This is a genomic window from Bradyrhizobium guangzhouense (assembly GCF_004114955.1).
Classification (GTDB): Bacteria; Pseudomonadota; Alphaproteobacteria; order Rhizobiales; family Xanthobacteraceae; genus Bradyrhizobium; species Bradyrhizobium guangzhouense.
This window is the reverse complement of sequence record NZ_CP030053.1, coordinates 5,417,918-5,443,512: the sequence shown is the minus strand read 5'-3', so window position 1 is coordinate 5,443,512 and position 25,595 is coordinate 5,417,918. Positions and strand designations below refer to the sequence as shown.

The following is a 25,595-nucleotide window of genomic DNA, read 5'->3' as shown; positions in this document are numbered from 1 at the left end:
CAATGAAACTGACCCAGGGCTGCTTCTCGTTCCTGCCCGATCTGACCGACGACCAGATCTATAAGCAGGTTCAATACTGCCTCGCCAACGGCTGGGCGGTGAACATCGAGTTCACCGACGATCCGCATCCCCGCAGCACCTATTGGGAGATGTGGGGCCTGCCGATGTTCGATCTGCAGGACGCCGCCGGCGTGATGATGGAGCTCGCCGAATGCCGGCGCGTTTATGGCGACCGGTACATCCGTATCAGCGGTTTCGATTCCAGCCACGGTTGGGAATCGGTGCGGATCTCGTTCATCGTCAACCGGCCGAAGCAGGAGGCCGAGTTCGAGCTGGTGCGGCAGGAGGTCGGTGGCCGTGCGATTCGCTACACCACCGTGCGCAAGCCGGCCGCGCACGCATCGACCTGATCATCCTTTCCGCGCGGAGCCTCCCTGCTCCGTTTCCTTGGCGGATCACTGCTTCGCCGCTGCCCCCCGCGGCGAAGCTTCTTTCTTCGAGGTGACGATGCTCGACATGCCCAACGCAACGACCACCGAGCCGGCCGAGACCAGCTTCGATCTTCGCAAGGAAGCCGAAGCGGCCGGGATCACCGAGACGCTGCAACAGCTCGAGCAGGAGCTGATCGGGCTCAAGCCGGTCAAGAGCCGCGTGCGCCAGATCGCCTCGCTCCTGCTGATCGAGCGTATCCGCCAGCGTGCGGGTCTGGCAGCCGCGCCGCCGACGCTGCACATGTCGTTCACCGGCAATCCCGGAACCGGCAAGACCACGGTGGCGCTGCGCATGGCAAAAATCCTGCACGGTCTCGGCTTCGTGCGGCGCGGGCAGGTGATCTCGGTGACGCGCGACGATCTGGTCGGGCAATATATCGGCCACACCGCGCCGAAGACCAAGGAGATCCTGAAGAAGGCGATGGGCGGCGTGCTGTTCATCGACGAGGCCTATTATCTGCACCGCCCGGACAACGAGCGCGACTATGGTCAGGAATCGATCGAGATCCTGCTCCAGGTGATGGAGAACCAGCGCGAGGACCTCGTGGTGATCCTGGCCGGCTATGGCGAGCGCATGACGAGCTTCTTCGCTTCCAATCCCGGCTTCCGCTCGCGCATCGCCCATCACATCGAATTTCCCGATTATGCCGAAGCCGAGCTGCTGGTCATCGCAGAGTTGATGCTGAAGGAGCGCGGCTATCGCTTCTCGGCGGCGGCACGCGAGGCGTTCGAGAGATACATTGCGCTGCGGCGGACCCAGCCGTTCTTCTCCAACGCGCGCTCGATCCGCAACGCGGTCGACCGCATCCGCCTGCGGCAGGCCGATCGGCTTGTGTCCGATCTCGACCGCATGCTCGACGTTGCCGATCTCGAAACCATCGATCCCATCGACGTCCTGGCGAGCCGCGTCTTCAGCGGCGGGGCGGATGCGCGGGATGCAAAGCCATGACCGGGGAGATCATCATCGCGCCGTCGATCCTGGCAGCGGATTTCGCCCGCCTCGGTGAGGAGATCGCGGCAATCGACGCTGCGGGCGCCGACTGGATCCATTGCGACATCATGGACGGCCACTTCGTCCCGAACATCAGTTTCGGCGCTGATATCGTCAAGGCGATCAGGCCCGCGACGAAGAAGATCTTCGACGTGCATTTGATGATCGCGCCTGTCGATCCCTATCTCGAGGCGTTCGCGAAGGCGGGCGCCGACGTCATTACCATTCATGCAGAAGCCGGTCCGCATCTCGACCGTTCGCTCCAGGCGATCCGCGCCCTCGGCAAGAAAGCCGGCGTCAGCCTGTGCCCGTCGACATCAGAGAGCGCGCTCGAATACGTGCTCGATCGTGTTGATCTGGTGCTGGTGATGACGGTCAACCCGGGCTTCGGCGGCCAATCATTCCTCGCCTCCCAGCTCGAGAAGATCGCACGCATCCGCAGCATGATCGGCGAACGGCCGATCCGGCTCGAGGTCGATGGCGGTATCACGCGCGACAATGCTGCTGCGGTCGCAGCGGCGGGCGCCGATACGCTGGTGGCGGGTTCCGCCGTGTTCCGAGGGAACAGCAGCGCCGACTATGCCGCCAACATCGCGGCCATCAGAAGCGCTGCTGAGGCTGGCGCAGCTCGGAAATTGCACGACGGTTCCGCGCCGCCGGTGCGCACCGCAGAACGCATGCTCCTCCGGTAGATTACGGAGGCGTCGCGCGTGCGCGCGGCGTTTCTCCGGGCTCCTACGGGGAATAGATCGCGAATCGGCACCAGCTTTCATGCCGGGGTAACCAACGGCGGTAAAGCAGTCGCCGGATTAACGGCGACGCAATGCGCTGCTTCACAATCTGTGGTTCAAGGACCGCAGAGAGTGTGGGATGCAGATTCAATATCGCCACTGGAATGCTGCCCATGGCTGGCGCGGAGCGAGTGCCCTGCGCGAGCCGCCTCAGCTCGTCCTTTATTTCGGCAGCCGTGAGGGGTTGGCGGGGGGCGAGCGCTATCGCGAGCTGCGCGGCTTCTATCCCGACAGCCACATCGTCGGTTGCAGCACGGGTGGCCAGATTCATGGCGACGACATCGCCGACGACGTCATCGTTGCCGTCGCCCTGCATTTCGCCCGGACACAGTTGCGGGTCGTGAACGAGACGATCGAATCGCGCGAGACGTCGCGGACTTGCGGCATGCGTTTCGCCCGCCGGCTGGCGGCGCCGGATCTCGCCGGTGTGTTCGTTCTCTCCGAGGGATTGAACGTGAACGGCAATGAACTGATCGCGGGCATCACCGAGATACTCGGGCCCGACTTGCTGGTGACAGGTGGCCTCGCCGGCGACGGCACCAGGCTCGAGCAGACCTTGGTCGGGGCCGACGGCGAGCCGCAGCCGAACCAAATTGCTGCGATCGGTTTCTACGGCTCGTCCTTCCGCTTCGCACATGGCTGCGCCGGGGGGTGGGACGTGTTCGGCCCGCGGCGCAAGGTGACGAAGTCGGCCGGCCCTGTTGTGGTCGAGCTCGATGGCGAGCCGCCGCTCGACCTCTACACCCGCTATCTCGGCGACGAGGAGGCCGCGGCGATGCCGGGTTCGGGTCTTGCGTTCCCCTTGCGTATTCACGACGAGGCGGCGCCGGAGCGGCAGATTGTGCGCTCCGTTTTCGCAGTGGATCGCGATGCCGGCACGCTGACATTTGCGGCCGATATTCCGGAAGGATGCACCGCGCAACTGATGCGCGCCAATTTCGATAGTCTTGCCGCGGGGGCAGGGGAGGCGGGCCGACAGGCGCGCAACGCTCTCGCAGATGAGGTCGCGGGCGACAAGCTCGCGATCCTGGTGAGCTGCACCGGCCGGCGCAAGGTGATGGGGCAGCGTACGCAGGATGAGCTCGATGCGGTTGCCGCCGAGCTCGGCGACGACGTCACCCGGATCGGCTTCTATTCGTATGGTGAGATCGCACCACCCGCGGCGACCGGCCGCTGCGAGCTGCACAACCAGACCATGACCGTCACCGTCATCGCGGAGGCGGCCCCGTGACCATGCATCGCCTTCTGGCAAGGCAGATCAGGCAATCGACCGACGAATCCGGGCAGGTCGACATGACGAGGCTCGGCGAGCTGGTCAGCGCGGCCTATGACGAGAGCGATCGCGATCGGCGACGCACCGATCGTGCGATCAAGCTGATGATCGAGGAGCTCGAGCAGACGCACAAGCGCGCCGAGCAGGACCTGTCGCGGGCACGCGAATTTCTCGATAGCATCATCGAGAACATCCCGATTGCGGTGTTCGCCAAGGATGCACGGGACTCGCGCTACATCCTGCTCAACCGCGCCGGCGAAGAGTATTACGGCATGCCCCGCCAGGAGATGCTGGGCAAGACTCCGGAGCAGATTTTCCCTGATGATATCGCTCGAATCGTCAACGAGCAGGATCGCCGTGTCGTCGATAGCGGCACGCCGATGTTCCTGGAAGGGCATCTGCTCGAAGTCGGCGTCGATGGTCCCGACCGCGTGGTCAATTCGCGCAAGCTGCTGGTCCGCGACGGGAACGGCGCGCCGCAATATCTGATCGGGGTGATCGAGGACGTCACCGAACGCATCAACAACGAGGCGCGGATCAGCCATCTGGCCCACCACGATGCGCTCACGGATCTGCCGAACCGCAGCGCTTTCAACGCGATACTGGCCGAGCGGCTGGAGCGCGCGCAGGAGGCGTCGGCCAGCTTTGCGGTCCTCAGCCTCGATCTCGACCGCTTCAAGGATGTCAACGACGTGTTCGGCCATCCCGTCGGCGACATGATGATGCGCGCCGCCGCCGAGCGTCTTCTCGCCGAGGCTGACGGCGCCTTTGTCGCCCGCATCGGCGGTGACGAGTTCATGATCCTGATGCCCGACGATGTCCGGCGCGAAGACGTGCTCTCACTCGCCGAGCGCATGGTCGAGGCGATCGGCAAGGAGCTGGAGGTCGACGATTTTCTGTCCCATGTCGGCCTCAGCATCGGCATAGCCGTCTACCCGGACGACGGCGTCGATGCAGCGACGCTGCTTGCCAATGCCGATTCCGCCCTTTATCGCGCCAAGCGCGAAGGCCGGGGAAGGGTCTGCTTCTTCGAAACCGAGATGGACCGGGAACTGCGCGACCGCAGGCTGCTTCAGCACGACCTGCGGCAGGCGGTGGAGCAGAACCAGCTCATGGTCTACTTCCAGCCGCAGGCGCGGATAGATGGCGAGATCATCGGCTTCGAGGCGCTGCTGCGCTGGAACCATCCGTCGCGCGGCTTCGTGCCGCCGGATCAATTCATTCCGCTCGCGGAAGAGAACGGGCTGATCATCGCGATCGGCGAATGGGTGCTGCGGGAGGCGTGCCGGGAAGCGGCCTCCTGGCCGCGGCCGTTGCAGGTCGCGGTCAATTTGTCGCCGGTCCAGTTTCAGGCCGGCGATCTCGAACGGTCCATCCACCAGATCCTGCTGGAGACGGGACTTTCGCCAACACGGCTCGAGGTCGAGATCACCGAGGGCGTGCTGATCGGCGATTTTGCCCGCGCGCTCAATCTGCTGCGGCGGCTGAAGGCGCTCGGCATCCGGATCGCGATGGACGATTTCGGCACAGGGTACTCCTCGCTGTCCTATCTGCAGTCGTTCCCGTTCGACAAGATCAAGATCGACCGGAGCTTCATTTCCAACCTCGAGGCAACGCCGCAATCGGCCGAGATCGTCCGGGCGGTGCTGAGCCTCGCACATGCCCTGCACATCCCTGTCGTCGCCGAGGGAGTGGAGACGGACGCCCAGCGCGCCTTCCTGGAAGGCGAGGCTTGCGAGGAGATGCAGGGCTATCTCATCGGGCGGCCGGAACCGATCGAACATTATTTCGATTTGATCGGCATCAACGTCGAACGTCGCCGCTACGCCTAAAAGTATGATCACTTCCAGACTCGGGTCTGCCGATAGGAACCAATGTGCGTCTGCACATTTCTCTGGAGTTAACCAAGGTTAAGCCGGCCGTACGCGCAGAAAATGTTTTGCACAACCGCCATCGGCCTGACGCAAATCAGGGCAATAAGCCCGGTGTAAATGCGAGGGAGGGTCTCATGGAAAACGTACGTCGCTACCGCGCGTTGGCGTCCCTCTGTCGCCAGCAAGCCGCCTATCGGCCGCTGCAGAACTGGCAGCTGCTCGGTCAGGCCGAACATTTTGAGCATCTCGCCGAGATCGCGCTGAAGGCGCATTTTGAAGCGTGCAATGCACAACGCGAAGACGACGAAAGCGCCGCCGCGGCATGGGAGACTTCCGCTGCGGCGTGATGCCGGCCGCTTGCGCCTTTGCTAGTGCGACATCAGAGTCGGGATCGTCATGGCTTCGAGCATGGCGCGCGTGACGCCGCCGAGAAAGCGCTCCTGCAAGCGGGAATGGCCATAGCCACCCATCACCAGCAGATCCAGGTTTTCGTCGGCTGCCAGTGACAGGATGGTCGGCTGGATATCGGCGCGCGTGGCCGACAGGCTGATCGTGCGGGCCGAGAGGCCGCGCCGTCCGAGATGCTTGGCCAGATTGCCGGCCGAGGCGTCGGGGGCGGTGTCGGCCTCGTTGATCGCAATGATCGCGATGTCCTCGGCGCGGGCGAGGAACGTTGCTGCATCGCGAAGCGCACGCGCCGCGACGCGGCTGCCGTCCCAGCAGATGCCGATCCGCTTTGCCTTGAAGCTCCCGCGGAAGGTGTAGGGCAGGAACAGGACGGGACCGCCGGCCTGGAACAGGATCTCGCGAGGGACATCGTTGTCGAACGTCACCTGCTCGGGATCCGGTTGAAGCACGACGCTGAGGTCGTGCAGCCGCGCCATCTCGCCGAGCGAATTGGCTGCATCCACCGGAATCGCGCCGAGCGGGTGGCAGGTGCAGGAGATATCGGCGTTGCCCGCTTCGCTCCTGAAGACTGCAAGCGCGGCTTCGGCCCGTTCCAGCGCGCGCTCGCGTTCCATCTCGAACACGGCCGCGACGGCAGCGCCGCCTTCCATCAAATAGGCCGCGGTGCTCGCGACATAGCCGACCGCGACGGCATCGACATGGGCATTGAGGCCGGCTGCGAGCGAGATCGAGCCATCAATGACGGCGCGCATCGGCCTTTCGGTCGGGATGTGGACGAGAATGTCTTTGTACATGGCGGCCCCTCCGATGGACATCATCCGATGGCTGCAGTTTTTCACCACCCGAAAGGCCCGCGTTGAGCTGCATCAAATCTGCGGTGAGGAATTTGCCCTGCGGCCGCCGGCCGCACTTTCTTTGCCAAGAATTAATCGCGCGGACGGGACGTCGTAAGGTGGCGATCGCCATGTTGGGTGCAAGGGGATTTACCCAACATGGAGAATTGGACATGATCGATCGCGACAATTCCGACACTACCAAAACCCGCAGAATTCTGAAGCCGCGCCGGCTTGCTCTGCTCGGCACCGTGGCCGCGCTGGGCGTAGCCGCGTTGGTCGCTTCTCCCGTTTCCACGTCCTTTGGCGTGAGCCCCCTGATCTCGCCAGCGCACGCCACCGAGACCGCCGCAACGCCCTCGGGCTTTGCCGACCTTGTCAGCAAGGTCAAGCCCGCCGTCATATCGGTGCGGGTGAAAATCGACCAGGACAACGACAAGAATGCGATGCTGCAACAGAACCGGATGGATCAGGACGAAGATTCCCCGCTCGACCAGTTCCGGCAGTTCGGTTTCCGCTTCCCGGGCGGCATGAACGGTATGCAGCGCCAGCGCCACCAGGTGATCACCGGCGAGGGCTCCGGCTTCTTCATTTCGGCTGACGGCTATGCCGTCACCAACAACCATGTCGTCGACCATGCCGAGTCCGTGCAGGTGACGATGGACGACGGTACGATCTACACCGCGAAGGTGGTCGGCACCGATCCGAAGACCGATCTCGCGCTCATCAAGGTCGACGGCAAGAAGGACTTTCCGTTCGTGAAATTCTCCGACCAGAAGCCGCGGATCGGCGACTGGGTGGTCGCGGTCGGCAATCCGTTCGGCCTTGGCGGCACCGTGACGGCCGGCATCGTCTCGGCCAGCGGCCGCGATATCGGCAACGGCCCCTATGACGACTTCATCCAGATCGATGCCCCGATCAACAAGGGCAATTCCGGCGGTCCGGCCTTCGACACGAACGGCAACGTGATTGGCGTGAATACCGCGATCTACTCGCCCTCCGGCGGATCGGTCGGCATCGGCTTCGACATTCCCGCCTCGACCGCAAAGCTCGTCGTCGCGCAGCTCAAGGACAAGGGTGCCGTCACGCGCGGCTGGCTCGGTGTGCAGGTGCAGCCGGTGACCGCGGAGATCGCCGACAGCCTCGGCTTGAAGGCGGCACGCGGCGCGATCGTCGACAATCCGCAGGATGGCAGCCCGGCGGCAAAGGCCGGCATCGAGGCGGGCGACGTCATCACCGCGGTCAATGGGACCGCGATCAAGGACTCCCGCGATCTCGCCCGCACCATCGCGGGGCTGGCGCCGGGTACGTCCGTGAAGCTCGACGTCGTCCACAAGGGCGACAGCAAGACGGTGACGCTCGCTCTCGGCGAGCTGCCGAACGAGCACCAGGCCAACGCTGACGACGGCAAGACGGAGCAGACCCCCGGTACGCCGCGCCTTGGCCTCGGCCTCGCACCGGCAGGTGAAGTCCAGGGTGCCGGCCAGAAGGGCGTCGTGGTCACCGAGGTCGATCCGCAGGGACCGGCAGCGCAGCGCGGCATTCAGACCGGCGACGTCATCCTCAATGTCGGCGGCAAGGCTGTTTCCAACGTCGGTGAGGTCCGCTCCGAGCTGGCACAGGCCAAATCGTCCGGCAAGAACAGCGTGCTGTTGCAGGTGAAGAATGCGGAGGCGACCCGGTTCGTCGCAGTGCCGCTCGCCTGATATCGAGCTTGACGGCAAGTTCAAAAGGCGGCCTGCGGGCCGCCTTTTTCGTGCGCGTCTCTCGAGATACCCACAGCCCACCGATAACATTCTCGTTAACGGCAGCAATGATGACGGGTTCGTCCGAAAAAGCCGCGTTCGCTCGTCAAACTCTGGAATACTGTTATGCTTCGGCCGCAACGAAGCTGCCGAGGCAAATTGCAGGAGTGGAACTTCGGACGTCCGGCCGATTTGTGGAACCGGCCGGTGGTTCGCATTTGATCGGTGCCGACATGGATCGATTGAAGCTCTCGCTGAAGCTTGCGCTGCTCGTCGCGCCTTTTCTGTTGTCGACCGGAAGCGCCTTGGGGCGCGATGACGGTCGCTTCACCGACTCGCCGCTCAAACCCTGGTTCGACAGTTTGCGCAGCCATCTCGGTCCGTGCTGCTCGGATGCCGACGGCGTTGCCGTGGCCGATCCCGATTGGGACTCGCACAATGGTCATTACCGGGTACGGCTTGACGGAGAGTGGGTCGACGTCCCCGACGAAGCCGTGATCACCGAGCCAAACCGGGCCGGCCGTACCATGGTCTGGCCGGTCAAGACGGTGTTCGGCGTTTCGATCCGCTGCTTCATGCCCGGCAGCATGATCTGACAGCGGCCCGCGTCACCGCTTGGAGGATTTGCGCTTCGAGCTCTTCTTGCTCGTCTTCTTGCTGGTCTTCCTGGACGTCTTCCGCTTCGACGCCTTCTTCGGCACCTTCTTGCCCTTCTTGCGCGCTTTGGACAGGCCGATCGCAATCGCCTGTTTGCGGCTCTTCACGCGTCCGCCGCGACCGCCGCGTCCGCTCTTTGCGGTGCCCTTCTTGTAGCGTCGCATCTCGCTCTCGACATCGCTGCCGGAGCTGCGTGAATAGCGGCGCTTCTTTGCTTTGCGTGCCATCAGCTCTCTCCCATGGCTTCCGGAAGAGAACAGGAGCGCTGACCCAATGTTCCAGCGCGCTTTGCGAAGCGCCTCTTCAGAAAGAGTTGGCGAGCTCGATCTCTGCTTCCAGCACCTGGATGCGGCGCGCGGCTTCGGCAAAGGACAGGTCGCGATCGTATTGCGCCGGCTGGTAGGCCTCTTCGCTGAGCCGCTTGAGCCGCAGCCCTTGCGCCCGGGTCATCTGCTCCATCAGAAAAGCCTTGGCATTCGGAAAAGCCTTGGCGTCCGCAAAAGCCTTGGCGTCGTATTTACCCTGAACCTGCATCTCGCTCTCCATTCCTGATTTCGTGACTTGACTATATGTTCTTATTTTGTTCTAACAAGCCATGGACAACAGAATTAATGAAATTCGACGTAAAATCAGCATCTTGAGGCTGGAGATGGCCGACGTCGAAGCGTCCGTGCGCGATCTCGTCAATCGCGACCGCGATTGCACCGAACGGGCCCGGGCGCAAATTGACCTGCGCCGGAAAATCAACCTGCTGATTGGCGAATGGAAGGCTGCGGGCGGCGGCGAGGTGCTGCCTGACATCCGCGAGCGGGTGCGCCTCCGTCCGCTGAAAAACGAGAGCAGGCCGGTACGCCGCTGAGGCGTTCGTGGAGGGAGGCTGGTGGTGGAGGAAGACCCGGACGCCTACCGGATTCTGAGACTGCGCGCCGAGATCCTCGAACTGGGCTCTGCGATCAGGCAATTGCAGCGGGAAGGCCTCGACGACGCCACCGCCCAGCTCCTGATCGCGCGCAAGCGGGCGCAGCTCGATCATCTCGTGAAGACGAGCTCTGTCGTCCGCCCCCTTTAACATCCCTGACATCCGACGCAGCTAAAGCAGTCGCGCAACGCGACATGCCGGAGCTCGTCCATGCCGGATGCCGAAATGACTGCCCTGCTGCAGGCGGTGCTCGATGAGGTCTGCGCAGACTTGCCCCCATGGGATACGACGACGCGCGAGCGCGTTGCTGAGAGATTGCGTAACCTCGTCCGTTCGGGGCGCAGTTCGGTCGACGAGTTGAAGCGGGTAGGTGGTGATGCGCTGATCCGCGCACCGACGATGTGGCCCTGAGCGAATGCCCAGGCGCTCAAGCAACAGGCCCCGCTCTCGCGGGGCCTGAACGCCAAGAGCTTGGTTGCAAGCCTACTTGGTGTTGGTCGGAGCGCTCTTGTTGTTCATCATGCCGCCGCTCTGGTCCGTACCAGGGTTGGTGCCGCCTTGGGGGGTCGGTTCGCTACCCTTGGACTTCATGTTCGCTCCCGTCGTGGTCTGCGACATGGAGGAGTGGTGCTTCTTGTGGGACTTGGCCTGCGCGGCGAACGGCGCGGCGGCGAGGCCGGTTGCCAACATCACGGCGAGAGCGAGCTTGGTCGTCTTCATGTAGGGAACTCCCTGAGTTGAATTGACGCAGGAGCCAACCGCCATTTGCCACAGGAGTTCCGAAGAAAAACGTCGCGCGCGTTTCACGTCCGCATCAAGAGTTCTTGTCTTCGTTGAGGATGAACACGACGCCCGTCAGCGAGGCACCGATGGCGAAGGTCGTCACCATCGTGGCAACGAACACGAAGGCCGCCGCACGGCCGCCATCGTTCAGCAATTCTGCAGCCGCGGGATTGACCAGAATGAGCGCGAGCGTAAACGTCAGGCCGAGTGCCGCCCCCATCATCGCATGGGTCATCAGCTTGATCACGCCGGTGGGCGAGATCAGACTTGGCGACCCCTTTGGCGACTTTTTTGCGCGCATGGAACTGCCGATCGGTCTGGCATGCAACGCGCGCGGTCATTGCGGGTTCCATTGCGTATGAAGGATTTGTCATCACCCGCTTCATCCGACGTTCATGCCGGCCTTGCGAGGATGTGCGCCATCAACACGGGAATATCAGCTATGGGTAAGGTGGTCTTTCTCTACCGCTCGCTGGCCTATCGCAACGCGGCGGCCGACATATTGCTCAAGGCGCGCAAGCTGCCGCGCGGTGCGGACCGCAGCGCGGCCCGCCGCTACGCGAGGGCGCTGCGCGATCTCGCGCAAACCGAAGCCTGGCTCGAAGGGCGCATCGCCGATGAATCGCGGTCGATGTCGCGACTGAAAGTTGCCGCCTCGCGTTAACCCGACGCGCGCTGAAGCTCGGGAGAGCTGCCGGTCTCGAACTTGTCCTGCGCCGCCGGCGTCGCTGCGGTCCTACTCGTCAAGGGGACTTCGAGACGACACAGCAAGCCCTCCGAACGCCAATCGAATTGCGCCTGTCCGCCAAGCTGGGATTCAACGCTGGCGAGCAGGCTTCTCGTCCCGAAGCCACGCGATTTCGGCGTCCTGACCAGCGGCCCGCCGCTCTCATCCCACGTCAAGGTGAGGAGATCGTTCTCGGCTCCCCAGCCGATCGCGAGCCGACCCGACCGCGTCGAGAGCGCGCCATACTTGGCCGAATTGGTGAAGAGCTCGTGCAGCGCCAGGGCCAGTGTCTGCGCGGTGGCCGGCAACAACTGCACTTCGGGACCCGCAAGCTTGACCTGTCCGCCGAGCGAGTAGGGCGCCACCTCTTCCTCGATCAACTTGGAGAGCTCGGCGCCCTGCCAGCTCGACAGCGAGAGGATGGTGTGCACGCGCGCGAGCGCATTGATGCGGCCCTCGACGGCATTGACGTAAGCCTTGACTTCCTCGGCGCGGGTGAGGCGGACGATCGATTGCGCCAGCGCCAGCGCATTCTTGGCGCGATGATCGACCTCGCGCGCCAGCAGATTCTGCCGTTCCTCGGCGCGCTTGCGTTCCGTGATATCGACGGTGACGCCGCTCACCCGCACGACGCGGCCGTTGGAGTCGACGGTCGCGGCCGCCGTGCCGACGCACCAGCGCACCTCGCCGTCGGGGCGACGGATGCGAAATTCACCTTCATAGGCATGGGAGCCGGTGTTGAACGCGGCAATGGCCTTGCTGAACTGGTCGGCATCATCGGGATGCAGCAGCGCCTGGACATTCACCGATGTGACGCTGAACGTTTCCGGCGTCACACCGAAAATGCGATACTGGCCTTCGTCCCACATCCAGTCGCCATTGACCCAATCCCAGTCCCACGAGCCCATCTTGCCCGCCGCGATGGCCATGGTGCGCCGCTCTTCGCTCTCGCGCAGCTTGGCGGTGGAGTTCTCCAGCTCGGCCGTGCGGGCGCGGACGCGATCCTCGAGATCCTGGTTCAGCCGCTCGAGCTCGCGCGTCTTGCGATAAAGCTCGGCAAACACCTTGACCTTGGCGCGCAGCACTTCCGGTATGACAGGCACGGGAACGTAGTCGACCGCACCCATCTCGTAGCCGCGCAGGCGGTCGATGTCGCTGACCTGAATGGCCGAAATGAAGATCATCGCGGTCTTCTGGAAGCGTGGATGCTCGCGGATCATGGCCGCGAGCTCGAAACCGTCGAGCTCGGGCATGCAGACGTCGACCAGGATCACCGCGATCTCGGTCTTGAGCAGCACCTCCAGCGCCTCCCGGCCGGACGAGGCGATCACGAGGTTCTCACCGAGTTCCTTCAAGATCACCTCGTAGGCGAGCAGCTTGGCCGGCTGGTCGTCGACGAGGAGGATGTTGACCTTTTCGTGGTCCATTCTCGGATCCAAACTCAACGGTGCAGCCACATGCGGATTGCAAGCAGCAATTGGTCGGTGTTGACGGGTTTGGCGAGATAATCGGAGGCTCCTGCCTCCAGGCATTTCTCGCGGTCGCCCTTCATCGCCTTCGCTGTCAGCGCGATGATCGGCAGGCGCAGGAAGGCCGGGTTCTCCCGGATCACGCCGATGGTCTGATAGCCATCCATCTGCGGCATCATGATGTCCATCAGCACGATGGCGATTTCCGGGTTGGATTCGACCAGCGTCACCGCCTCGCGCCCGGTGGTCGCCGTCAGCACCTTCATGCCGCGCCGTTCCAGCACGCTCGACAGCGCGAAGATGTTGCGGGCGTCGTCGTCGACCAGAAGCGCGGTCTTGCCGATCAGGTCCTCGTCGGAACTGTTGAGCTTCTCCAGCATGCGCTGCTTCTCGACCGGCAGCTCGGTGATCACCCGGTGCAGGAACAAAGCGGTTTCATCGAGCAGACGTTCGGGCGATTCCACGCCCTTGACCACGATGCTGCGCGCCATGGTGTGGAGCTCGGCATCTTCTTCCGCCGACAGCTCGCGGCCGGTGAACACGACGACCGGAACGTTTGAGAGGGCTTCGTCGCGGCGGATCTGGTCCAGCACCTCGAAGCCGCTCATGTCGGGCAGGCGCAAATCGAGCACCACGCAATCGCATGGCGCCTCGCGAAGTGTCGAGAGTGCACCCGCGCCGGTATCGGTGGTGACGATCTCGATATCGTCATGATGCAGCAGCTCGCGGATCGACAGCTGCTCGGCCTCGTTGTCCTCGACGATCAGCAGCCGTTTGCGCCTGGGACGCGCATATTCCTTGATCTGCGTCAGCGCCGCGGAAACGCCTTCGGTGGTCGTCGGCTTGTTGACGAAGGAGAAGGCGCCGCGCGCCAGCGCATGCTGGCGATCCTCGTCGAGCGTGATGATCTGCACCGGAATGTGGCGCGTCAGCGGATTGTGCTTGAGCTGGCTCAGCACCGTCCATCCGAGCATGTCCGGCAGGAACACGTCGAGCGAAACGGCGCGCGGCTGATACTGTTTCGCAAGCTCGAGCGCCTCTGCGCCGCGCGCGGCGACCAGAACCTTGAAACCCTTGTCCCGCGCGAGGTCGACCAGGATGCGGGCATAATGCGGGTCGTCCTCCACGATCAAGAGGATGCTGTCGCCGGGCTCGAGATTGAGGCGATCGTCGGGCAGCTGCTCGATGACGCGTTCGGGCACAGCTGTCGCCGGCTGGAGCGCAGGCGGTTGGTTATATTGCTGCGCCGCGGGCGCGCGCGGTGCCAGCGTCGGACCGGAATATTTCAGCGGCAGGTACAGCGTGAAGGTCGAGCCCTTGCCGGGAGCGCTGCGCAGATGGATTTCGCCGCCGAGCAGGCTCGCAAGCTCGCGGCTGATGGCAAGGCCAAGACCGGTGCCGCCATATTTGCGGCTGGTGCCGGCGTCCGCCTGCTGGAACGCCTCGAAGATCAGCTTCTGCTTCTCCAGCGGGATGCCGATGCCGGTGTCCGAGACCTCGAAGGCGATCACGGCCGGCGCGGAGTTCAGGACCGGATGATCGGGACCCCAGCCGCCGAGCGCGCCGGCGACCTTCAGCCGCACTTCGCCTTCGCCGGTGAACTTGAAGGCGTTAGAGAGCAGGTTCTTCAGCACCTGCTGCAGGCGCTTGGAATCGGTGACGATGCTGCGGGCGAGGTTCGGATCGAGGTCGATCTTGAACGACAGATTGCGGTTCTCCGCCTCGTGCCGGAACGGCCGCCCGACCGTCTCGAGCAGGTTCGCGGTGAGGATCTCCTCGGCATCGACCGTCACCGTTCCCGACTCGATCTTGGAGAGATCGAGAATGTCGCTGATGAGGTTGAGCAGGTCGGTGCCGGCGCCGTGGATGGTGCGGGCAAATTCGACCTGCTTGGCCGAGAGGTTGCCGTCCGGATTGTCGGTGAGCTGCTGTCCGAGGATCAGGATCGAGTTCAGCGGCGTGCGCAGCTCGTGGCTCATATTGGCCAGGAATTCCGACTTGTACTTCGAGGTCAGCGCGAGCTCGGTCGCCTTTTCCTCGAGCGCGCGGCGGGCCTGCTCGATTTCCTGGTTCTTGCGCTCGACCTCGACATTGCGCTCGGCGAGCTGCTGCGCCTTCTGCTCGAGCTGGTCGTTGGTCTGCTGCAATTCGCGCTGCTGCGTCTGCAGCTCGCCGGCGAGCTGCTGCGACTGCTTGAGCAGGCCTTCGGTCTGCATCGTCGCTTCGATCGAGTTGAGCACGATGCCGATGGAGTCGGTGAGCTGCTCCAGGAACGTCATCTGCGAGGTCGTGAACGATGTGAGCGAGGCGAGCTCGATCACCGCCTTGACCTGGCCCTCGAACAGCACCGGCAGCACCACGAGGTTCTTCGGCGCGACGCGCAGCAGCGCCGAGTTGATCGGCACCACGTCGGCGGGGATGTCGGCGACGACGCGCGGACGCCGGTCGACCGCGCACTGGCCGATCAGGCCGTCGCCGAATTGCAGCACGCGCTGATAGGGATAGACGCCGTCGCCGGCATAGGAGGCGAGCAGCAGCAGTTGCGGACTGTCTTCGTTCTCGACCTGGTAGATCACGCCGGTATGGGCGTTCACCAGCGGCGACAGCTCGGTCAGCAGCAACCGGCCGACGGTGGCGAGATCGCGCTGGCCCTGCAGCATGTTGGTGAACTTGGCGAGGTTGGTCTTGAGCCAGTCCTGCTCGGTGTTCAGCTCCGTCGTCAGACGGAGGTTCGTGATCATCGTGTTGATGTTGTCCTTCAGCTCCGCGACCTCGCCGCGGGCGTCGACCTGGATCGATCGCGTCAGGTCGCCCTTGGTCACGGCGGTCGCGACTTCCGCGATCGCGCGCACCTGGGAGGTGAGGTTGGCCGCCAGCAGGTTGACGTTGCCGGTGAGGTCCTTCCAGGTGCCGGCCGCGCCGGGCACGTCGGCCTGGCCGCCGAGACGGCCTTCGACGCCGACTTCGCGCGCCACCGACGTCACCTGGTCGGCGAAGGTCGCCAGCGTCTCGGTCATGTTGTTGATGGTGTCGGCGAGCGCCGCGACCTCGCCCTTCGACTTCACGGTGAGGTTCTGCTTGAGGTCGCCGTTGGCGACCGCGGTCACCACCTTGACGATGCCGCGGACTTGCTCGGTCAGGTTCGCCGCCATGAAGTTGACGGTGTCGGTGAGGTCCTTCCAGGTGCCGGCGACACCAGGCACCTGGGCCTGACCGCCGAGCTCGCCCTCGGTGCCGACTTCGCGCGCCACGCGCGTCACTTCGCCGGCGAACGCGTTGAGCTGGTCCACCATGGTGTTGATGGTGTTTTTCAGCTCGAGGATTTCGCCCTTCACGTCCACGGTGATCTTGCGCGACAGGTCGCCGCGCGCCACGGCGGTGGTGACTTCGGCGATGTTGCGGACTTGTGTCGTGAGGTTCGCCGCCAGCAGGTTGACGTTGTCGGTGAGGTCCTTCCAGGTGCCACCGACGCCGGGCACGACGGCCTGACCGCCGAGCCGGCCTTCGGTGCCGACCTCGCGCGCCACGCGCGTCACTTCGGCGGCGAAGGAGCGCAGCTGCTCCACCATGGTGTTGAGGGTGTCCTTGAGCAGCAGGATCTCGCCGCGGACGTCCACCGTGATCTTCTTGGACAGGTCGCCGCCGGCGATCGCGGTTGCGACCTCGGCGATGTTGCGGACCTGCGCCGTCAGGTTCGAGGCCATGAAGTTGACGTTGTCGGTGAGGTCCTTCCAGGTGCCGGCAACGCCGGGCACTTCGGCCTGGCCGCCGAGCTTGCCTTCGGTGCCGACCTCGCGCGCGACGCGTGTCACCTCGCCGGCGAAGCCGTTGAGCTGGTCCACCATGGTGTTGATGGTGTTCTTCAGCTCGAGGATTTCGCCCTTCACGTCCACGGTGATCTTGCGCGACAAGTCGCCGCGCGCCACGGCGGTGGTGACTTCGGCGATGTTGCGGACCTGGGCGGTCAGGTTGCCCGCCATCGAGTTCACGCTATCCGTCAGGTCCTTCCAGGTGCCGGCGACGCCGGGCACGTTGGCCTGGCCGCCGAGGCGGCCTTCGGTGCCGACCTCGCGCGCCACGCGCGTCACCTCGCCCGCGAAGCGGTTGAGCTGGTCGACCATCGTGTTGAGGGTGTCCTTCAGCTGAAGGATCTCGCCGCGCACGTCCACCGTGATCTTGCGCGAGAGGTCGCCGCCGGCGATCGCGGTCGCGACCTCGGCGATGTTGCGGACCTGGGCGGTGAGGTTGCCCGCCATCGAGTTGACGTTGTCGGTGAGGTCCTTCCAGGTGCCGGCGACGCCGGGAACCTGCGCCTGACCGCCGAGCTTGCCCTCGGTGCCGACTTCGCGCGCGACGCGGGTGACTTCGCCGGCGAACGCGTTGAGCTGGTCCACCATGGTGTTGAGCGTTTCCTTCAGCTGAAGGATTTCCCCCGACACGTTCACGGTGATCTTCTTCGACAAATCGCCCTTGGCGACCGCGGTCGCGACGTCGGCGATGTTGCGGACCTGGCCGGTGAGGTTCGAGGCCATCGAATTGACCGAGTCCGTCAGATCCTTCCAGGTGCCGGCGACGCCGCGCACCTGGGCCTGGCCGCCGAGCTTGCCTTCGGTGCCGACCTCGCGCGCCACGCGCGTCACTTCGCCGGCGAAGGCGTTGAGCTGGTCCACCATGGTGTTGATGGTGTCCTTCAGCTCCAGAATTTCGCCGCGCACGTCCACCGTGATCTTCTTCGACAAGTCGCCGCCGGCGACCGCCGTCGTCACCTCGGCGATGTTGCGGACCTGCGCCGTCAGGTTCGACGCCATCGAGTTGACGCTTTCGGTCAGGTCCTTCCAGGTGCCGGCGACGCCGAGCACGTTGGCCTGGCCGCCGAGCCGGCCTTCTGTGCCGACCTCGCGCGCGACGCGCGTCACTTCGCCGGCGAAGGCGTTGAGCTGGTCGACCATGGTGTTGAGCGTTTCCTTCAACTGAAGGATCTCGCCCGACACGTTCACCGTGATCTTCTTCGACAGGTCGCCGCCGGCGATGGCGGTCGCGACGTCGGCGATGTTGCGGACCTGCGCGGTCAGGTTCGACGCCATGAAGTTGACGTTGTCGGTGAGGTCCTTCCAGGTGCCGGCCACACCGGGCACCTGGGCCTGGCCGCCGAGCTTGCCTTCGGTGCCGACCTCACGCGCCACGCGCGTCACTTCGGAGGCGAACGAGTTGAGCTGGTCCACCATGGTGTTGATGGTGTCCTTCAGCTCCAGGATTTCGCCGCGCACGTCCACGGTGATCTTGCGGGACAAGTCGCCGCGCGCGACCGCGGTCGTCACGTTGGCGATGTTGCGAACCTGCGCGGTGAGATTGCCGCACATCGCGTTGACGGAGTCGGTCAGATCCTTCCATGTGCCGGCCACGCCGGGCACGATGGCCTGGCCGCCGAGCTTGCCGTCGGTGCCGACCTCGCGCGCCACGCGCGTCACTTCCGAGGCGAAGGAGCGCAGCTGGTCCACCATCGTGTTGATGGCTTCCTTGAGCTGAAGGATCTCGCCGCGCACGTCGACGGTGATCTTCTTCGACAGGTCGCCGTTGGCGACGGCGATCGTCACCTCGGCGATGTTACGAACCTGGTTGGTCAGGTTGTTCGCCATCGAGTTGACGCTCTCGGTCAAGTCCTTCCAGACGCCGGTCACTTCGGGCACCTGGGCCTGGCCGCCGAGCTTGCCCTCGGTGCCGACCTCGCGCGCGACGCGCGTCACTTCGGAGGTGAACACGCCGAGCTGCTTGATCATCGTGTTGACGATGGTCGCCGATTGCAGGAATTCGCCGCGCAGCGGGCGGCCGTCGACGTCGAGCTTGACGGTCTGAAGCAGGTCGCCCTGCGCCACGGCCGCCACGGCGCGCGTCACCTCGCGCGTCGGCCAGAGCAGATCGTCGATCAACGTGTTGACGGAGCCTTCCATGTCGGCCCAGGAGCCGGAGGCGAGGCCGAACTTGACGCGCTGGCGGGTCTTGCCTTCGCGTCCCACCACCTGGCCGACCAGCTCGAGCTGCTGGGCCATGCGCTGGTTGGCCGCGATGATTTCGTTGAACGTGTCGGCGATCTTGCCGTCGATGCCGAGATAATCGCCGCTCATGCGCACGGAGAAATCGCCGCTGCGCATGGCCTGGAGCACGAGCAGCAGCTCCTGCCGGGAATCCGGCTCCGAGGTGCCGTTGGGTTTGGGTTTCGGAACGCGACGACCGGAGCGTGATGCAGTTCCGGGATCGAGGTCGCTCATACTGATTCCCCCGCAAGCGTCGGCCGAATCCTATGGCGTGACGCGCCTGATCAAACTAGAGCGTCAGCCAAATTCGAAATCAAGCGCCAAGGAAGTGACGCGAGGAATTGGAACCTGCCATGCTCAGCCCGGCCAAGCTAACGGCGAAGGTTATCGAGAGTTCCATCCGATTGCCTAAAAATTATCGAGGCTTAAGAAGGCGTGGGGATGTTCCAATCCTGAAACCCCCGGCCCGGCTTAGGAACGTCGGGACAGGTCCTGAGGTTAGCCCTGCAAACACAGGGAGAGCGCATATGAAAGCTGGATTGGGCGTCCTCATCGCCGGGTTATTCGCAACGGGATCGGCGCTGGCGCAGGCCGGCGCGCCCAGCGGGCGCGGCGCCGCCACCGGAGATCCAGCCGCCAGCTCCGCCACGCCGCATGCAGGCTCGCAGACCACGGGGACCGCCACCAAGTCGAACCCCAGTGGCAGCGGCACGTCGACCTCGGGCGGCAAGGACGCCAATGGCGACGCCGGCCGGGACAACATGCCCGACAGCAATCGCGCTGTGCGCCCGATGGATCAGCAACATCATCCGGAGGACAAATAGGCCCGCTACTTGTCGGCCATGGTGCGCTCCGCGTCCTTCAACTGCGCGCGCAGCAGGGGGAGGTACTCGCGGGCGAAGGACGCGAGCGCGGGATTGTCAGGCGTCCTCAGATAGCGCTCGAGCAGGGCGATCGTGGACTCGTATTCAGGTATCTGGGCGGCATAGAAAGTTCTGACGTAGGCCGGCCCCTCGGCATCATCGGGTTTTGCAAGGCTGATGCTGGCTGACGTCGCCTTGCTCACGCGCGGCTCGGCGCCGATTGTATCCTGAATTTGTTTCAGCGCCTTGTCGCGCTTGGCCGCTTCTTCAGCGCGAAGGGCGGCGAGGTTCTTGACTTCCGCATTGCCCTTCAGGTCGGTACTCTCCAACAGGCCTTGCTGGAAGCGGCTGAAGCTGTAAAGGCCGCTGATGACGTCGGTGGCGTCAGGCACACGATCTCCGCGCGTTTGCTCGCCGCTGCTGTCGGCAAGCGCCGCGGTGCTGATCAACGCCAGGATGATCGCCACGAATATCCTCATGACTATCCAATGACCTGTAACGTGCAATGTTCCGGCGGAGGTTACGATCCCGTAAGGGCGGTTGCAGGCGAGGGGTTCCGTACCCACGTCAAAGGCATGAAACAGTCTGATATCTTCAGGGACAACGCCGAGAACTGCCTGCAATTGGCCGAGCGATCGGAAGGGCGGCCCGCCTATAACAGATATTCGCGCATGGCGGATGCCTGGACGGCTTTGGCACAAGAGCAGGACTGGCTCGACGGCGAAGTCCCGCCAGTCAAGGTCAGCGTCCTGCAAAGCCAGGGCGCATGATCGCTCTCGTTTTCGTGCATCCGCGTGTGAGGCTGCTCACGGAATAAGCTGGTGCAATCCACGATCATCCAGGAATTGTCCGCTGCGTTATTTTTTTGACTCCAGAAGGAGGTTTTGCAATGGCCCCACGTCTGGCACTTCTCTCGCTCATTCTCGCCTTTGGCGTTTCGGTTGCGTTTGCGACGGTGACGACGGTCCGGCAGGTGCATCAGGAAAACGCATCCGTGGCGGTGCACGCGGCGCACAGCTAGCGCCGCAGCCTCTCGCGCTCATAGGAACATTCGATGCATGGAAGCGTAAGCGCTTCGAGGCACCGGAAGAAGCGAGAGGACATCATGGCACATTCCGACCACGGCATCGTCAAGGACAAGCGGGCGGAGGATCAGCCGCGCGACAAGCAGCGTGCGCAAACCGTCCACAAGACAAGCCAGGACGGTTCGCCATCGCGCGAAGCGACGCGAGATCCCAAGCTCAACGACGACAGCAAGACGCCGGGCTCGGGCATGACGCCGGATGATTCCGGCGCTGCTCCAAGCGGCTAGATTTCGCGAGGAACGAATCCTCTGACGACGAGTCGACTGGTTGCTTTCGGTGACATGCCCCCGGTGCTCCGGAAGCAATCTCCAGGACGGCCCTGGCACCCAACGTGCCGGGGCCGTTTTGCGGTGAGGCTGTGATCAGCTCCCGCCGTCGGGATCGCCCTGTGTGTGCCCATCCGGCCCGCGGCCGAATACGCCGAAGCTGCTCGACTTGACCCCGGGGACTGCATCACTGCCCACGGCGGCCAGCCCCAGCTTCAGAAGCTCACGGACCGCTGCCGCACGCGTCGGCATGCGGTGCTTGAACCGGAAATCGTCAACCGCGGCCAGCTCTTCCGGGGAAAGCATGACCTGAAGGCGCTCCGCGCGAAGGTCATTCATAGCGACCACATAAATTGATGAGTTTGAGTAGTTTACTCAATGGACGAGGTCGCCGCGAGTTCCACAAGAGTCGGAAAAATCCCCAAATGAGTAAAAACACTCAGTAAAATCAATATTTTAATATTGAACCGAGTTGGGGCCTGGCGCATTCTTTTTGGAAAGGGAGATGGGCCATGACAGATGAAGTCAGGTTACCCCGCAAGCTTTCCGATGAGCCCGAAGGTCCAAAGCCGGTACGTCCCAGCCACCAGAAGGTCATCGACCAGGTCGAGCGCTGGGCCAACAGCCCAGGCTTGCAACCCCCGAGGACAGATAATGCGAAAACGATCTGAGCCCCATACGTTCGAACAGCGTCTCGACGAGCAGAGGCGGCGGCTCGAGGAAGAGCTGGCGCGCCTGCCGGACGGTGGGCAGCGCGAGGCTGTCGTGGCGCGCCTCGAGCAGTTGAAAACTGCAGCCGAGATGCACGGTTTCCTGATGTTGCGGGAAGCGGCCGCGGCTTCGCGCTGATCGCCCTCGGCATTCAGCCTGGGTGACGTGAGGTGATGCGCAGCTTTCGCCTCAGCCACCACGCAGCCACCGAGACCGCAGCCCATACCAAGATGGCAGCCGCGAATGCCCCGATCACGCTCGCCGTGACCAGGGCGTGGAAGGTCGCGGCAAACGCCGCAAGACCGATGCTCCCGAGGCCGGCCCCCGCAGCATCGAGAGCCGCAGCCTGCTGCCCGCGCCGTCGCCCGCCAAGACCGGCCTTCCCCTTGGCTCGGCGCTCGTGGCTTTCGATCAGCGTCGCGCTGGCGCAGAAGATGGCGGGAAGCGCGAGGAAGAGTCCGCCGATGGCCACGCCAAAGCGTGCGCTGACGAGGCCGGCGAAGACTGTCGCCAATCCGCCCAGCAGGAAGCGAATGCCGTATTCGTACCACCGCGTTTGCTTGAGGGAGGCCGATGACATCTTGACCAGCATCAGGCGGCGGCTCCTCCGAAACCCGCGAGCAGGGCAAAGGCAACCGCAAGCCATACGACGGACGCGATGATGGTGGCAGGAAGCGCCGCGAGGCGAAACCTCATCAGGAGCTGGCAGACCGCAAGGCTGTAGCAGGCCAGGCCTGCCGCGCCATAGATCATGGTCCAGCTTTCCGCCGCAGCATAGCGCGGACCGTGTTGAACGACGGCAATGCTCAGGGTCGCCAGCGCCACCGACGGCGCCGCGCCGAGCAGGCCACCAAAGCTCTTGGGCCGCAGCATGTCGCCAAGAATTGCAAATGCGGTCACGATCACGCCGCCGGCGACGAAGCGGAGGACGTACTCGGTCATGATCGTGCTTGCCTCTTTCCAGGCTCGGTGCTCCGCTTTGCCAGCGTCCACGGTCGCAGCATCCGCTCGATGACGATGCCCAGCGTAAAGCCCGCGACCACATCGCTGGCCCAATGCGCGAGCAGAGCGATGCGCGTCAGGGAAAGTCCCACGGCAATGCCGCGCACGAGACGTCGTCGAGCAGGTGGAAGCAGGCCCGCCGCGGACGCCAGCGCGCCCATATGCATGGCATGGCCTGACGGGAAAGCATCGCGCGCGCGTCCCGAGAACGGGACGCCGCGGCGATGGCCTCGCACCGTCAGCCTGTCAGGCCTGACCTGATCGAATGCGGATTTCAGGACGTGCGGGAGCATCGCCGTCACCAGCGACACCGCGAGGATATGGTTGGCCGCACGACGCTCTTCGGCAGGTCGCATTCTGGCGTACAGCCACCCCGCAGCGGCGACGGCGAGCAGCACGTGCTCGTCCGCGCCCCAGGTCAACGCTTCGGCAGTTTCCTCGAGCTCCGGGTTGGTATGTTCGGCGATCTCATTCGCGATCGCGATATCGATCCGCGTGGGTCTGACTGTGACGGGCGCCATTGATCCAGGGTTGGCGAAAGGGTCTCCATGACAGTCTTGTAAAGCCTGACGTCCACGATCGTTCCTTGAGCCTGGGCGTTACGGTTGGCCCGATCCACCCGCGGAGCCATAGACCTGGCCGGTCGCGTAACTCGCATCGGCCGCGGCAAGCTGCACGTAGATCGAGGCCAGTTCGGCCGGTTGGCCAGGGCGACCGAGCGGCGTCATGCCGCCGAACTTTTCGAGCTTTTCCATCGTCGCGCCGCCGGAGACCTGGAGCGGGGTCCAGATCGGTCCCGGTGCAACACCGTTGACGCGAATGCCCTTCGAGGCAAGCTGCTTTGCCAGCGACTTCACGTAGTTCATCGTCGCCGCCTTGGTCTGTGCGTAGTCGTAGAGGTCAGGCGAGGGATCGTAAGCCTGCTCGGATGTCGTGCCGATGAGACAGGAGCCGGGCTTGAGATGCGGCAGTGCCGCCTTGATGATCCAGAATGGCGCGTAGAGGTTGGTCTTCATGGTCGCATCGAAATCCTCCGACGAGACGTCGAGGATGGAAGCACGCGTCTGCTGGCGCGCCGCGTTGTTGACGATGATGTCGAGACCGCCGAGACCCTGCGCCGCCTGTTCGACCAGGTCCTTGCAGAACGCCTCGTCCTTGAGGTCGCCGGGAATCGCAAGGGCGGTCCGGCCTTCCTTCCTGATCAATGCGATCACCTCCTGCGCGTCCGGCTCCTCCGCCGGCAGATAGTTGATGGCGACGTCGGCGCCTTCGCGCGCATAGGCGATCGCGGCGGCCCGGCCCATGCCGGAATCGCCGCCGGTGATCAGCGCCTTGCGGCCTTTAAGGCGGCCAGAGCCCTTGTAGCTGCTCTCGCCGTGATCCGGCCGGGGCTCCATCTTGCCGGCGAGACCGGGCCAGGGCTGCGATTGCTTCTTGAACGGCGGCTTCGGATAGCGGGTGACGGGATCGATCAGGTCCTGTTCGGCCATGTCGGTGTTTCCTTGCGCGGTCGACGACCCCAGCGAAGCCGCAGCAAGCGTGGCGCTCGCCGCGCGGACGATTTGCCGGCGGGATATCGAAGTCTTGTTTTGTCGTGTCATGAGGGTCTCCGCGAGTTTGCAGTCCCAACCCGCGGAGAGAAGCATTGTTGCTAACGGCGGACGCCGGCTGAGCCGACGTCTTTCGCAAGGGTCTTATTTCGACTGTCCGACGCTCGGCGCCGTGCCAAGCTCCTTGGCCATGTCGAGATGATGCCTGAGCGCCGGCAGCGTCTTGCCGGCCCAGTCCTTCAGCGCGGCATTGTCGCCGCCCTTCGCATAGCGGTCGAACAGCGAGATCGCATCCTCATGAGCGCTGACCTGATACGAGTTATAGTCCGAGCTGAAATCCTTGCCGCTTGCGTTCTTGAGCTTGTCGAGCTTGCTCTGATGGGAGCTATCCAGGGCTGTCGGCAGGGTCGCCTGGACCTTGCCGTTGCCGACCAGGCCCTTCAGCTCGCTGCTGGTCTTGGTGTGGTCGGTGACCATCTGCTGCGCAAAGCCCTTCTCCTGCGCGTTGCCCTTTTGCTCGGCGAGCTTGCTGGATTCGATTTCGAACATGTCGCTGACGGCGACCTCCTTGACGAAATCGGCGGTCGCGGGCGCGACGCCGAGCGCCGAATTGACGCCGGTCTTCTCGCCAAGCGACTGCGCGAGAGCTGGGCCTGCGAGAAGCACGCAGGCAAGGGCGACGACGGTACGTTTCATGGTCCGGTCCCTCTGATCGGCCGCGCGGCCGCTTGCCGCGCGAAGCTTTGCGGCGACCAACACGGCTTCGGGACCGAGGTTCCTAATCCGTCGGGTGACGGCCGGTGCGGGGATTGATCGGATCGGTCGGCTTCCGCCGCAGCCGCTCGGGGAGGAACGGCTCGGACGGCGAGGCCGACGGTTCGGCGCGCACGTCGGCATGGCGCTGCGCCCGCTCATGCGGCGTCTGGTTGGTGTTGATCTGACGCTTCACGTCGACGCCGTCGACGGGGTCGTTGACGCCGTGCTGAATGTCGCGAAAGTCGCTCATGGTTCACCTCACCTCGGTTTCCTGATGCGAGCATTGAGAACCATGCGTAAGCGGCAGGGTTCCTGCCCGGCCGCGAGATGCCGCACGCAGTATTCTGGAACGATCATCCATCCGCGCAA

The 25,595-nt window shown here is 64.1% G+C and carries 33 protein-coding genes; 18 read left to right on the top strand and 15 right to left on the bottom strand.

The window, feature by feature from the left end; all coding sequences use genetic code 11:
* Positions 1 to 2 precede the first annotated feature (2 nt).
* From XH91_RS26050 to XH91_RS26025, 6 genes are all read left to right on the top strand, one after another.
* A complete protein-coding gene (locus XH91_RS26050; protein ID WP_128953237.1) occupies positions 3 to 410 on the top strand; it encodes a ribulose bisphosphate carboxylase small subunit in 408 nt (135 codons plus the stop codon).
* Between the two features lie 97 nt (positions 411 to 507).
* On the top strand, positions 508 to 1,440 hold the full coding sequence (cbbX, locus tag XH91_RS26045; RefSeq protein ID WP_164934172.1) for a CbbX protein: 933 nt from the start codon (positions 508 to 510) through the stop codon (positions 1,438 to 1,440).
* The gene (gene rpe / locus XH91_RS26040) at positions 1,437 to 2,174 is read left to right on the top strand and encodes a ribulose-phosphate 3-epimerase (protein WP_128953235.1); all 738 of its coding nucleotides are present in this window, start codon (positions 1,437 to 1,439) and stop codon (positions 2,172 to 2,174) included. Before cbbX ends, rpe begins: the two co-directional genes overlap by 4 nt.
* A gap of 178 nt (positions 2,175 to 2,352) precedes the next feature.
* Positions 2,353 to 3,504: an FIST signal transduction protein gene (locus tag XH91_RS26035; RefSeq protein ID WP_128953234.1), complete on the top strand. Its 1,152-nt coding sequence runs from the start codon at positions 2,353 to 2,355 to the stop codon at positions 3,502 to 3,504.
* A gap of 2 nt (positions 3,505 to 3,506) precedes the next feature.
* Positions 3,507 to 5,378 carry a putative bifunctional diguanylate cyclase/phosphodiesterase gene (locus tag XH91_RS26030; RefSeq protein WP_245477364.1) on the top strand — a complete coding sequence of 624 codons (1,872 nt, stop codon included), beginning with the start codon at positions 3,507 to 3,509 and terminating at the stop codon, positions 5,376 to 5,378.
* A gap of 176 nt (positions 5,379 to 5,554) precedes the next feature.
* Positions 5,555 to 5,767, top strand: a complete 213-nt coding sequence (locus XH91_RS26025; protein ID WP_128953232.1) for a hypothetical protein — start codon at positions 5,555 to 5,557, stop codon at positions 5,765 to 5,767.
* Between the two features lie 21 nt (positions 5,768 to 5,788).
* Here the strand turns inward: XH91_RS26025 and XH91_RS26020 are convergent, their stop codons facing one another.
* On the bottom strand, positions 5,789 to 6,622 hold the full coding sequence (locus XH91_RS26020; RefSeq protein ID WP_128953231.1) for a universal stress protein: 834 nt from the start codon (positions 6,620 to 6,622) through the stop codon (positions 5,789 to 5,791).
* A gap of 212 nt (positions 6,623 to 6,834) precedes the next feature.
* Between XH91_RS26020 and XH91_RS26015 the strand changes: the two genes are divergently transcribed.
* Positions 6,835 to 8,367, top strand: a complete 1,533-nt coding sequence (locus XH91_RS26015; RefSeq protein WP_164934173.1) for a Do family serine endopeptidase — start codon at positions 6,835 to 6,837, stop codon at positions 8,365 to 8,367.
* A gap of 272 nt (positions 8,368 to 8,639) precedes the next feature.
* Entirely contained in the window at positions 8,640 to 9,002 is a 363-nt protein-coding gene (locus XH91_RS26010; RefSeq protein ID WP_164934177.1) for a hypothetical protein, read from the top strand.
* A 12-nt stretch (positions 9,003 to 9,014) separates the two neighbouring features.
* Here the strand turns inward: XH91_RS26010 and XH91_RS26005 are convergent, their stop codons facing one another.
* The gene (locus tag XH91_RS26005; RefSeq protein WP_128953229.1) at positions 9,015 to 9,290 is read right to left on the bottom strand and encodes a DUF6496 domain-containing protein; all 276 of its coding nucleotides are present in this window, start codon (positions 9,288 to 9,290) and stop codon (positions 9,015 to 9,017) included.
* 76 nt (positions 9,291 to 9,366) lie between these two features.
* Entirely contained in the window at positions 9,367 to 9,597 is a 231-nt protein-coding gene (locus tag XH91_RS26000; protein WP_128953228.1) for a DUF3072 domain-containing protein, read from the bottom strand.
* Positions 9,598 to 9,712: 115 nt separating this feature from the next.
* Here XH91_RS26000 and XH91_RS25995 point away from each other — a divergent pair, with 115 nt between their 5' ends.
* The 3 genes from XH91_RS25995 to XH91_RS25985 are packed head-to-tail and all read left to right on the top strand — an operon-like array spanning position 9,713 to position 10,393.
* Positions 9,713 to 9,922: a hypothetical protein gene (locus XH91_RS25995; RefSeq protein WP_128953227.1), complete on the top strand. Its 210-nt coding sequence runs from the start codon at positions 9,713 to 9,715 to the stop codon at positions 9,920 to 9,922.
* A gap of 24 nt (positions 9,923 to 9,946) precedes the next feature.
* Complete coding sequence (locus XH91_RS25990) at positions 9,947 to 10,132, top strand: hypothetical protein (protein ID WP_128954997.1); 186 nt, start codon at positions 9,947 to 9,949, stop codon at positions 10,130 to 10,132.
* Positions 10,133 to 10,192: 60 nt separating this feature from the next.
* Entirely contained in the window at positions 10,193 to 10,393 is a 201-nt protein-coding gene (locus XH91_RS25985) for a hypothetical protein (protein ID WP_128953226.1), read from the top strand.
* A 72-nt stretch (positions 10,394 to 10,465) separates the two neighbouring features.
* On the opposite strand, the gene XH91_RS25980 is transcribed toward XH91_RS25985, so the two are convergent.
* Together XH91_RS25980 and XH91_RS25975 are read right to left on the bottom strand one after the other, a co-directional pair.
* Positions 10,466 to 10,702, bottom strand: coding sequence for a hypothetical protein (locus XH91_RS25980; protein ID WP_128953225.1), 237 nt, complete (start codon positions 10,700 to 10,702; stop codon positions 10,466 to 10,468).
* Positions 10,703 to 10,796: 94 nt separating this feature from the next.
* On the bottom strand, positions 10,797 to 11,066 hold the full coding sequence (locus tag XH91_RS25975) for a hypothetical protein (RefSeq protein ID WP_128953224.1): 270 nt from the start codon (positions 11,064 to 11,066) through the stop codon (positions 10,797 to 10,799).
* A 141-nt stretch (positions 11,067 to 11,207) separates the two neighbouring features.
* On the opposite strand from XH91_RS25975, the gene XH91_RS25970 reads away from it, so the two are divergent.
* Positions 11,208 to 11,429, top strand: coding sequence for a hypothetical protein (locus XH91_RS25970; protein ID WP_128953223.1), 222 nt, complete (start codon positions 11,208 to 11,210; stop codon positions 11,427 to 11,429).
* Here XH91_RS25970 and XH91_RS25965 read toward each other — a convergent pair.
* Both XH91_RS25965 and XH91_RS25960 read right to left on the bottom strand, forming a co-directional pair.
* On the bottom strand, positions 11,426 to 12,919 hold the full coding sequence (locus XH91_RS25965) for an HWE histidine kinase domain-containing protein (protein ID WP_128953222.1): 1,494 nt from the start codon (positions 12,917 to 12,919) through the stop codon (positions 11,426 to 11,428). The genes XH91_RS25970 and XH91_RS25965 overlap by 4 nt on opposite strands.
* Before the next feature lie 14 nt (positions 12,920 to 12,933).
* Positions 12,934 to 19,227, bottom strand: a complete 6,294-nt coding sequence (locus XH91_RS25960; RefSeq protein WP_128953221.1) for a HAMP domain-containing protein — start codon at positions 19,225 to 19,227, stop codon at positions 12,934 to 12,936.
* A gap of 293 nt (positions 19,228 to 19,520) precedes the next feature.
* Between XH91_RS25960 and XH91_RS25955 the strand changes: the two genes are divergently transcribed.
* Positions 19,521 to 19,817, top strand: coding sequence for a hypothetical protein (locus XH91_RS25955; RefSeq protein WP_128953220.1), 297 nt, complete (start codon positions 19,521 to 19,523; stop codon positions 19,815 to 19,817).
* A 5-nt stretch (positions 19,818 to 19,822) separates the two neighbouring features.
* Here XH91_RS25955 and XH91_RS25950 read toward each other — a convergent pair whose 3' ends face one another.
* On the bottom strand, positions 19,823 to 20,335 hold the full coding sequence (locus XH91_RS25950; RefSeq protein WP_128954996.1) for a DUF4142 domain-containing protein: 513 nt from the start codon (positions 20,333 to 20,335) through the stop codon (positions 19,823 to 19,825).
* Between the two features lie 96 nt (positions 20,336 to 20,431).
* Between XH91_RS25950 and XH91_RS25945 the strand changes: the two genes are divergently transcribed.
* The 3 genes from XH91_RS25945 (at position 20,432) to XH91_RS25940 (ending at position 21,168) form a co-directional block, all read left to right on the top strand.
* Positions 20,432 to 20,626, top strand: coding sequence for a hypothetical protein (locus XH91_RS25945; protein WP_128953219.1), 195 nt, complete (start codon positions 20,432 to 20,434; stop codon positions 20,624 to 20,626).
* A gap of 119 nt (positions 20,627 to 20,745) precedes the next feature.
* Positions 20,746 to 20,877, top strand: a complete 132-nt coding sequence (locus tag XH91_RS39925; protein ID WP_271606962.1) for a hypothetical protein — start codon at positions 20,746 to 20,748, stop codon at positions 20,875 to 20,877.
* Between the two features lie 84 nt (positions 20,878 to 20,961).
* Positions 20,962 to 21,168, top strand: a complete 207-nt coding sequence (locus tag XH91_RS25940; RefSeq protein ID WP_128953218.1) for a hypothetical protein — start codon at positions 20,962 to 20,964, stop codon at positions 21,166 to 21,168.
* 135 nt (positions 21,169 to 21,303) lie between these two features.
* Here the strand turns inward: XH91_RS25940 and XH91_RS25935 are convergent, their stop codons facing one another.
* On the bottom strand, positions 21,304 to 21,546 hold the full coding sequence (locus XH91_RS25935) for a hypothetical protein (RefSeq protein WP_164934174.1): 243 nt from the start codon (positions 21,544 to 21,546) through the stop codon (positions 21,304 to 21,306).
* Positions 21,547 to 21,719: 173 nt separating this feature from the next.
* Between XH91_RS25935 and XH91_RS39015 the strand changes: the two genes are divergently transcribed.
* A complete protein-coding gene (locus tag XH91_RS39015; protein ID WP_164934175.1) occupies positions 21,720 to 21,878 on the top strand; it encodes a hypothetical protein in 159 nt (52 codons plus the stop codon).
* Entirely contained in the window at positions 21,862 to 22,056 is a 195-nt protein-coding gene (locus XH91_RS25930; protein ID WP_128953217.1) for a hypothetical protein, read from the top strand. The genes XH91_RS39015 and XH91_RS25930 overlap by 17 nt, the downstream gene beginning before the upstream one ends.
* A gap of 13 nt (positions 22,057 to 22,069) precedes the next feature.
* On the opposite strand, the gene XH91_RS25925 is transcribed toward XH91_RS25930, so the two are convergent.
* The 6 genes from XH91_RS25925 to XH91_RS25900 all read right to left on the bottom strand — a co-directional run bounded on the left by XH91_RS25925 (position 22,070) and on the right by XH91_RS25900 (position 25,476).
* Positions 22,070 to 22,510, bottom strand: a complete 441-nt coding sequence (locus tag XH91_RS25925) for a hypothetical protein (protein WP_128953216.1) — start codon at positions 22,508 to 22,510, stop codon at positions 22,070 to 22,072.
* Positions 22,510 to 22,860 carry a DUF3147 family protein gene (locus XH91_RS25920; RefSeq protein WP_128953215.1) on the bottom strand — a complete coding sequence of 117 codons (351 nt, stop codon included), beginning with the start codon at positions 22,858 to 22,860 and terminating at the stop codon, positions 22,510 to 22,512. Before XH91_RS25920 ends, XH91_RS25925 begins: the two co-directional genes overlap by 1 nt.
* A complete protein-coding gene (locus XH91_RS25915) occupies positions 22,857 to 23,441 on the bottom strand; it encodes a phosphatase PAP2 family protein (protein WP_128953214.1) in 585 nt (194 codons plus the stop codon). The genes XH91_RS25920 and XH91_RS25915 overlap by 4 nt, the downstream gene beginning before the upstream one ends.
* Positions 23,442 to 23,519: 78 nt before the next feature.
* Positions 23,520 to 24,410 (bottom strand): SDR family oxidoreductase, encoded by an 891-nt coding sequence (locus tag XH91_RS25910; RefSeq protein WP_206733188.1) that lies wholly within the window; start codon positions 24,408 to 24,410, stop codon positions 23,520 to 23,522.
* A 204-nt stretch (positions 24,411 to 24,614) separates the two neighbouring features.
* Positions 24,615 to 25,166: a DUF4142 domain-containing protein gene (locus XH91_RS25905; protein WP_128953212.1), complete on the bottom strand. Its 552-nt coding sequence runs from the start codon at positions 25,164 to 25,166 to the stop codon at positions 24,615 to 24,617.
* Positions 25,167 to 25,248: 82 nt separating this feature from the next.
* The gene (locus tag XH91_RS25900; protein WP_128953211.1) at positions 25,249 to 25,476 is read right to left on the bottom strand and encodes a hypothetical protein; all 228 of its coding nucleotides are present in this window, start codon (positions 25,474 to 25,476) and stop codon (positions 25,249 to 25,251) included.
* Positions 25,477 to 25,595 lie beyond the last annotated feature (119 nt).

Coding starts and splice junctions, on each gene's coding strand:
- XH91_RS26050 (WP_128953237.1), top strand. CDS start 3: ATGAAACTGACCCAGGGCTGCTTCTCGTTCCTGCCCGATCTGACCGAC.
- cbbX (WP_164934172.1), top strand. CDS start 508: ATGCTCGACATGCCCAACGCAACGACCACCGAGCCGGCCGAGACCAGC.
- rpe (WP_128953235.1), top strand. CDS start 1,437: ATGACCGGGGAGATCATCATCGCGCCGTCGATCCTGGCAGCGGATTTC.
- XH91_RS26035 (WP_128953234.1), top strand. CDS start 2,353: ATGCAGATTCAATATCGCCACTGGAATGCTGCCCATGGCTGGCGCGGA.
- XH91_RS26030 (WP_245477364.1), top strand. CDS start 3,507: ATGCATCGCCTTCTGGCAAGGCAGATCAGGCAATCGACCGACGAATCC.
- XH91_RS26025 (WP_128953232.1), top strand. CDS start 5,555: ATGGAAAACGTACGTCGCTACCGCGCGTTGGCGTCCCTCTGTCGCCAG.
- XH91_RS26020 (WP_128953231.1), bottom strand. CDS start 6,622: ATGTACAAAGACATTCTCGTCCACATCCCGACCGAAAGGCCGATGCGC.
- XH91_RS26015 (WP_164934173.1), top strand. CDS start 6,835: ATGATCGATCGCGACAATTCCGACACTACCAAAACCCGCAGAATTCTG.
- XH91_RS26010 (WP_164934177.1), top strand. CDS start 8,640: ATGGATCGATTGAAGCTCTCGCTGAAGCTTGCGCTGCTCGTCGCGCCT.
- XH91_RS26005 (WP_128953229.1), bottom strand. CDS start 9,290: ATGGCACGCAAAGCAAAGAAGCGCCGCTATTCACGCAGCTCCGGCAGC.
- XH91_RS26000 (WP_128953228.1), bottom strand. CDS start 9,597: ATGCAGGTTCAGGGTAAATACGACGCCAAGGCTTTTGCGGACGCCAAG.
- XH91_RS25995 (WP_128953227.1), top strand. CDS start 9,713: ATGGCCGACGTCGAAGCGTCCGTGCGCGATCTCGTCAATCGCGACCGC.
- XH91_RS25985 (WP_128953226.1), top strand. CDS start 10,193: ATGCCGGATGCCGAAATGACTGCCCTGCTGCAGGCGGTGCTCGATGAG.
- XH91_RS25980 (WP_128953225.1), bottom strand. CDS start 10,702: ATGAAGACGACCAAGCTCGCTCTCGCCGTGATGTTGGCAACCGGCCTC.
- XH91_RS25975 (WP_128953224.1), bottom strand. CDS start 11,066: ATGCGCGCAAAAAAGTCGCCAAAGGGGTCGCCAAGTCTGATCTCGCCC.
- XH91_RS25970 (WP_128953223.1), top strand. CDS start 11,208: ATGGGTAAGGTGGTCTTTCTCTACCGCTCGCTGGCCTATCGCAACGCG.
- XH91_RS25965 (WP_128953222.1), bottom strand. CDS start 12,919: ATGGACCACGAAAAGGTCAACATCCTCCTCGTCGACGACCAGCCGGCC.
- XH91_RS25960 (WP_128953221.1), bottom strand. CDS start 19,227: ATGAGCGACCTCGATCCCGGAACTGCATCACGCTCCGGTCGTCGCGTT.
- XH91_RS25955 (WP_128953220.1), top strand. CDS start 19,521: ATGAAAGCTGGATTGGGCGTCCTCATCGCCGGGTTATTCGCAACGGGA.
- XH91_RS25950 (WP_128954996.1), bottom strand. CDS start 20,335: ATGAGGATATTCGTGGCGATCATCCTGGCGTTGATCAGCACCGCGGCG.
- XH91_RS25945 (WP_128953219.1), top strand. CDS start 20,432: ATGAAACAGTCTGATATCTTCAGGGACAACGCCGAGAACTGCCTGCAA.
- XH91_RS39925 (WP_271606962.1), top strand. CDS start 20,746: ATGGCCCCACGTCTGGCACTTCTCTCGCTCATTCTCGCCTTTGGCGTT.
- XH91_RS25940 (WP_128953218.1), top strand. CDS start 20,962: ATGGCACATTCCGACCACGGCATCGTCAAGGACAAGCGGGCGGAGGAT.
- XH91_RS25935 (WP_164934174.1), bottom strand. CDS start 21,546: ATGAATGACCTTCGCGCGGAGCGCCTTCAGGTCATGCTTTCCCCGGAA.
- XH91_RS39015 (WP_164934175.1), top strand. CDS start 21,720: ATGACAGATGAAGTCAGGTTACCCCGCAAGCTTTCCGATGAGCCCGAA.
- XH91_RS25930 (WP_128953217.1), top strand. CDS start 21,862: ATGCGAAAACGATCTGAGCCCCATACGTTCGAACAGCGTCTCGACGAG.
- XH91_RS25925 (WP_128953216.1), bottom strand. CDS start 22,510: ATGCTGGTCAAGATGTCATCGGCCTCCCTCAAGCAAACGCGGTGGTAC.
- XH91_RS25920 (WP_128953215.1), bottom strand. CDS start 22,860: ATGACCGAGTACGTCCTCCGCTTCGTCGCCGGCGGCGTGATCGTGACC.
- XH91_RS25915 (WP_128953214.1), bottom strand. CDS start 23,441: ATGGCGCCCGTCACAGTCAGACCCACGCGGATCGATATCGCGATCGCG.
- XH91_RS25910 (WP_206733188.1), bottom strand. CDS start 24,410: ATGGCCGAACAGGACCTGATCGATCCCGTCACCCGCTATCCGAAGCCG.
- XH91_RS25905 (WP_128953212.1), bottom strand. CDS start 25,166: ATGAAACGTACCGTCGTCGCCCTTGCCTGCGTGCTTCTCGCAGGCCCA.
- XH91_RS25900 (WP_128953211.1), bottom strand. CDS start 25,476: ATGAGCGACTTTCGCGACATTCAGCACGGCGTCAACGACCCCGTCGAC.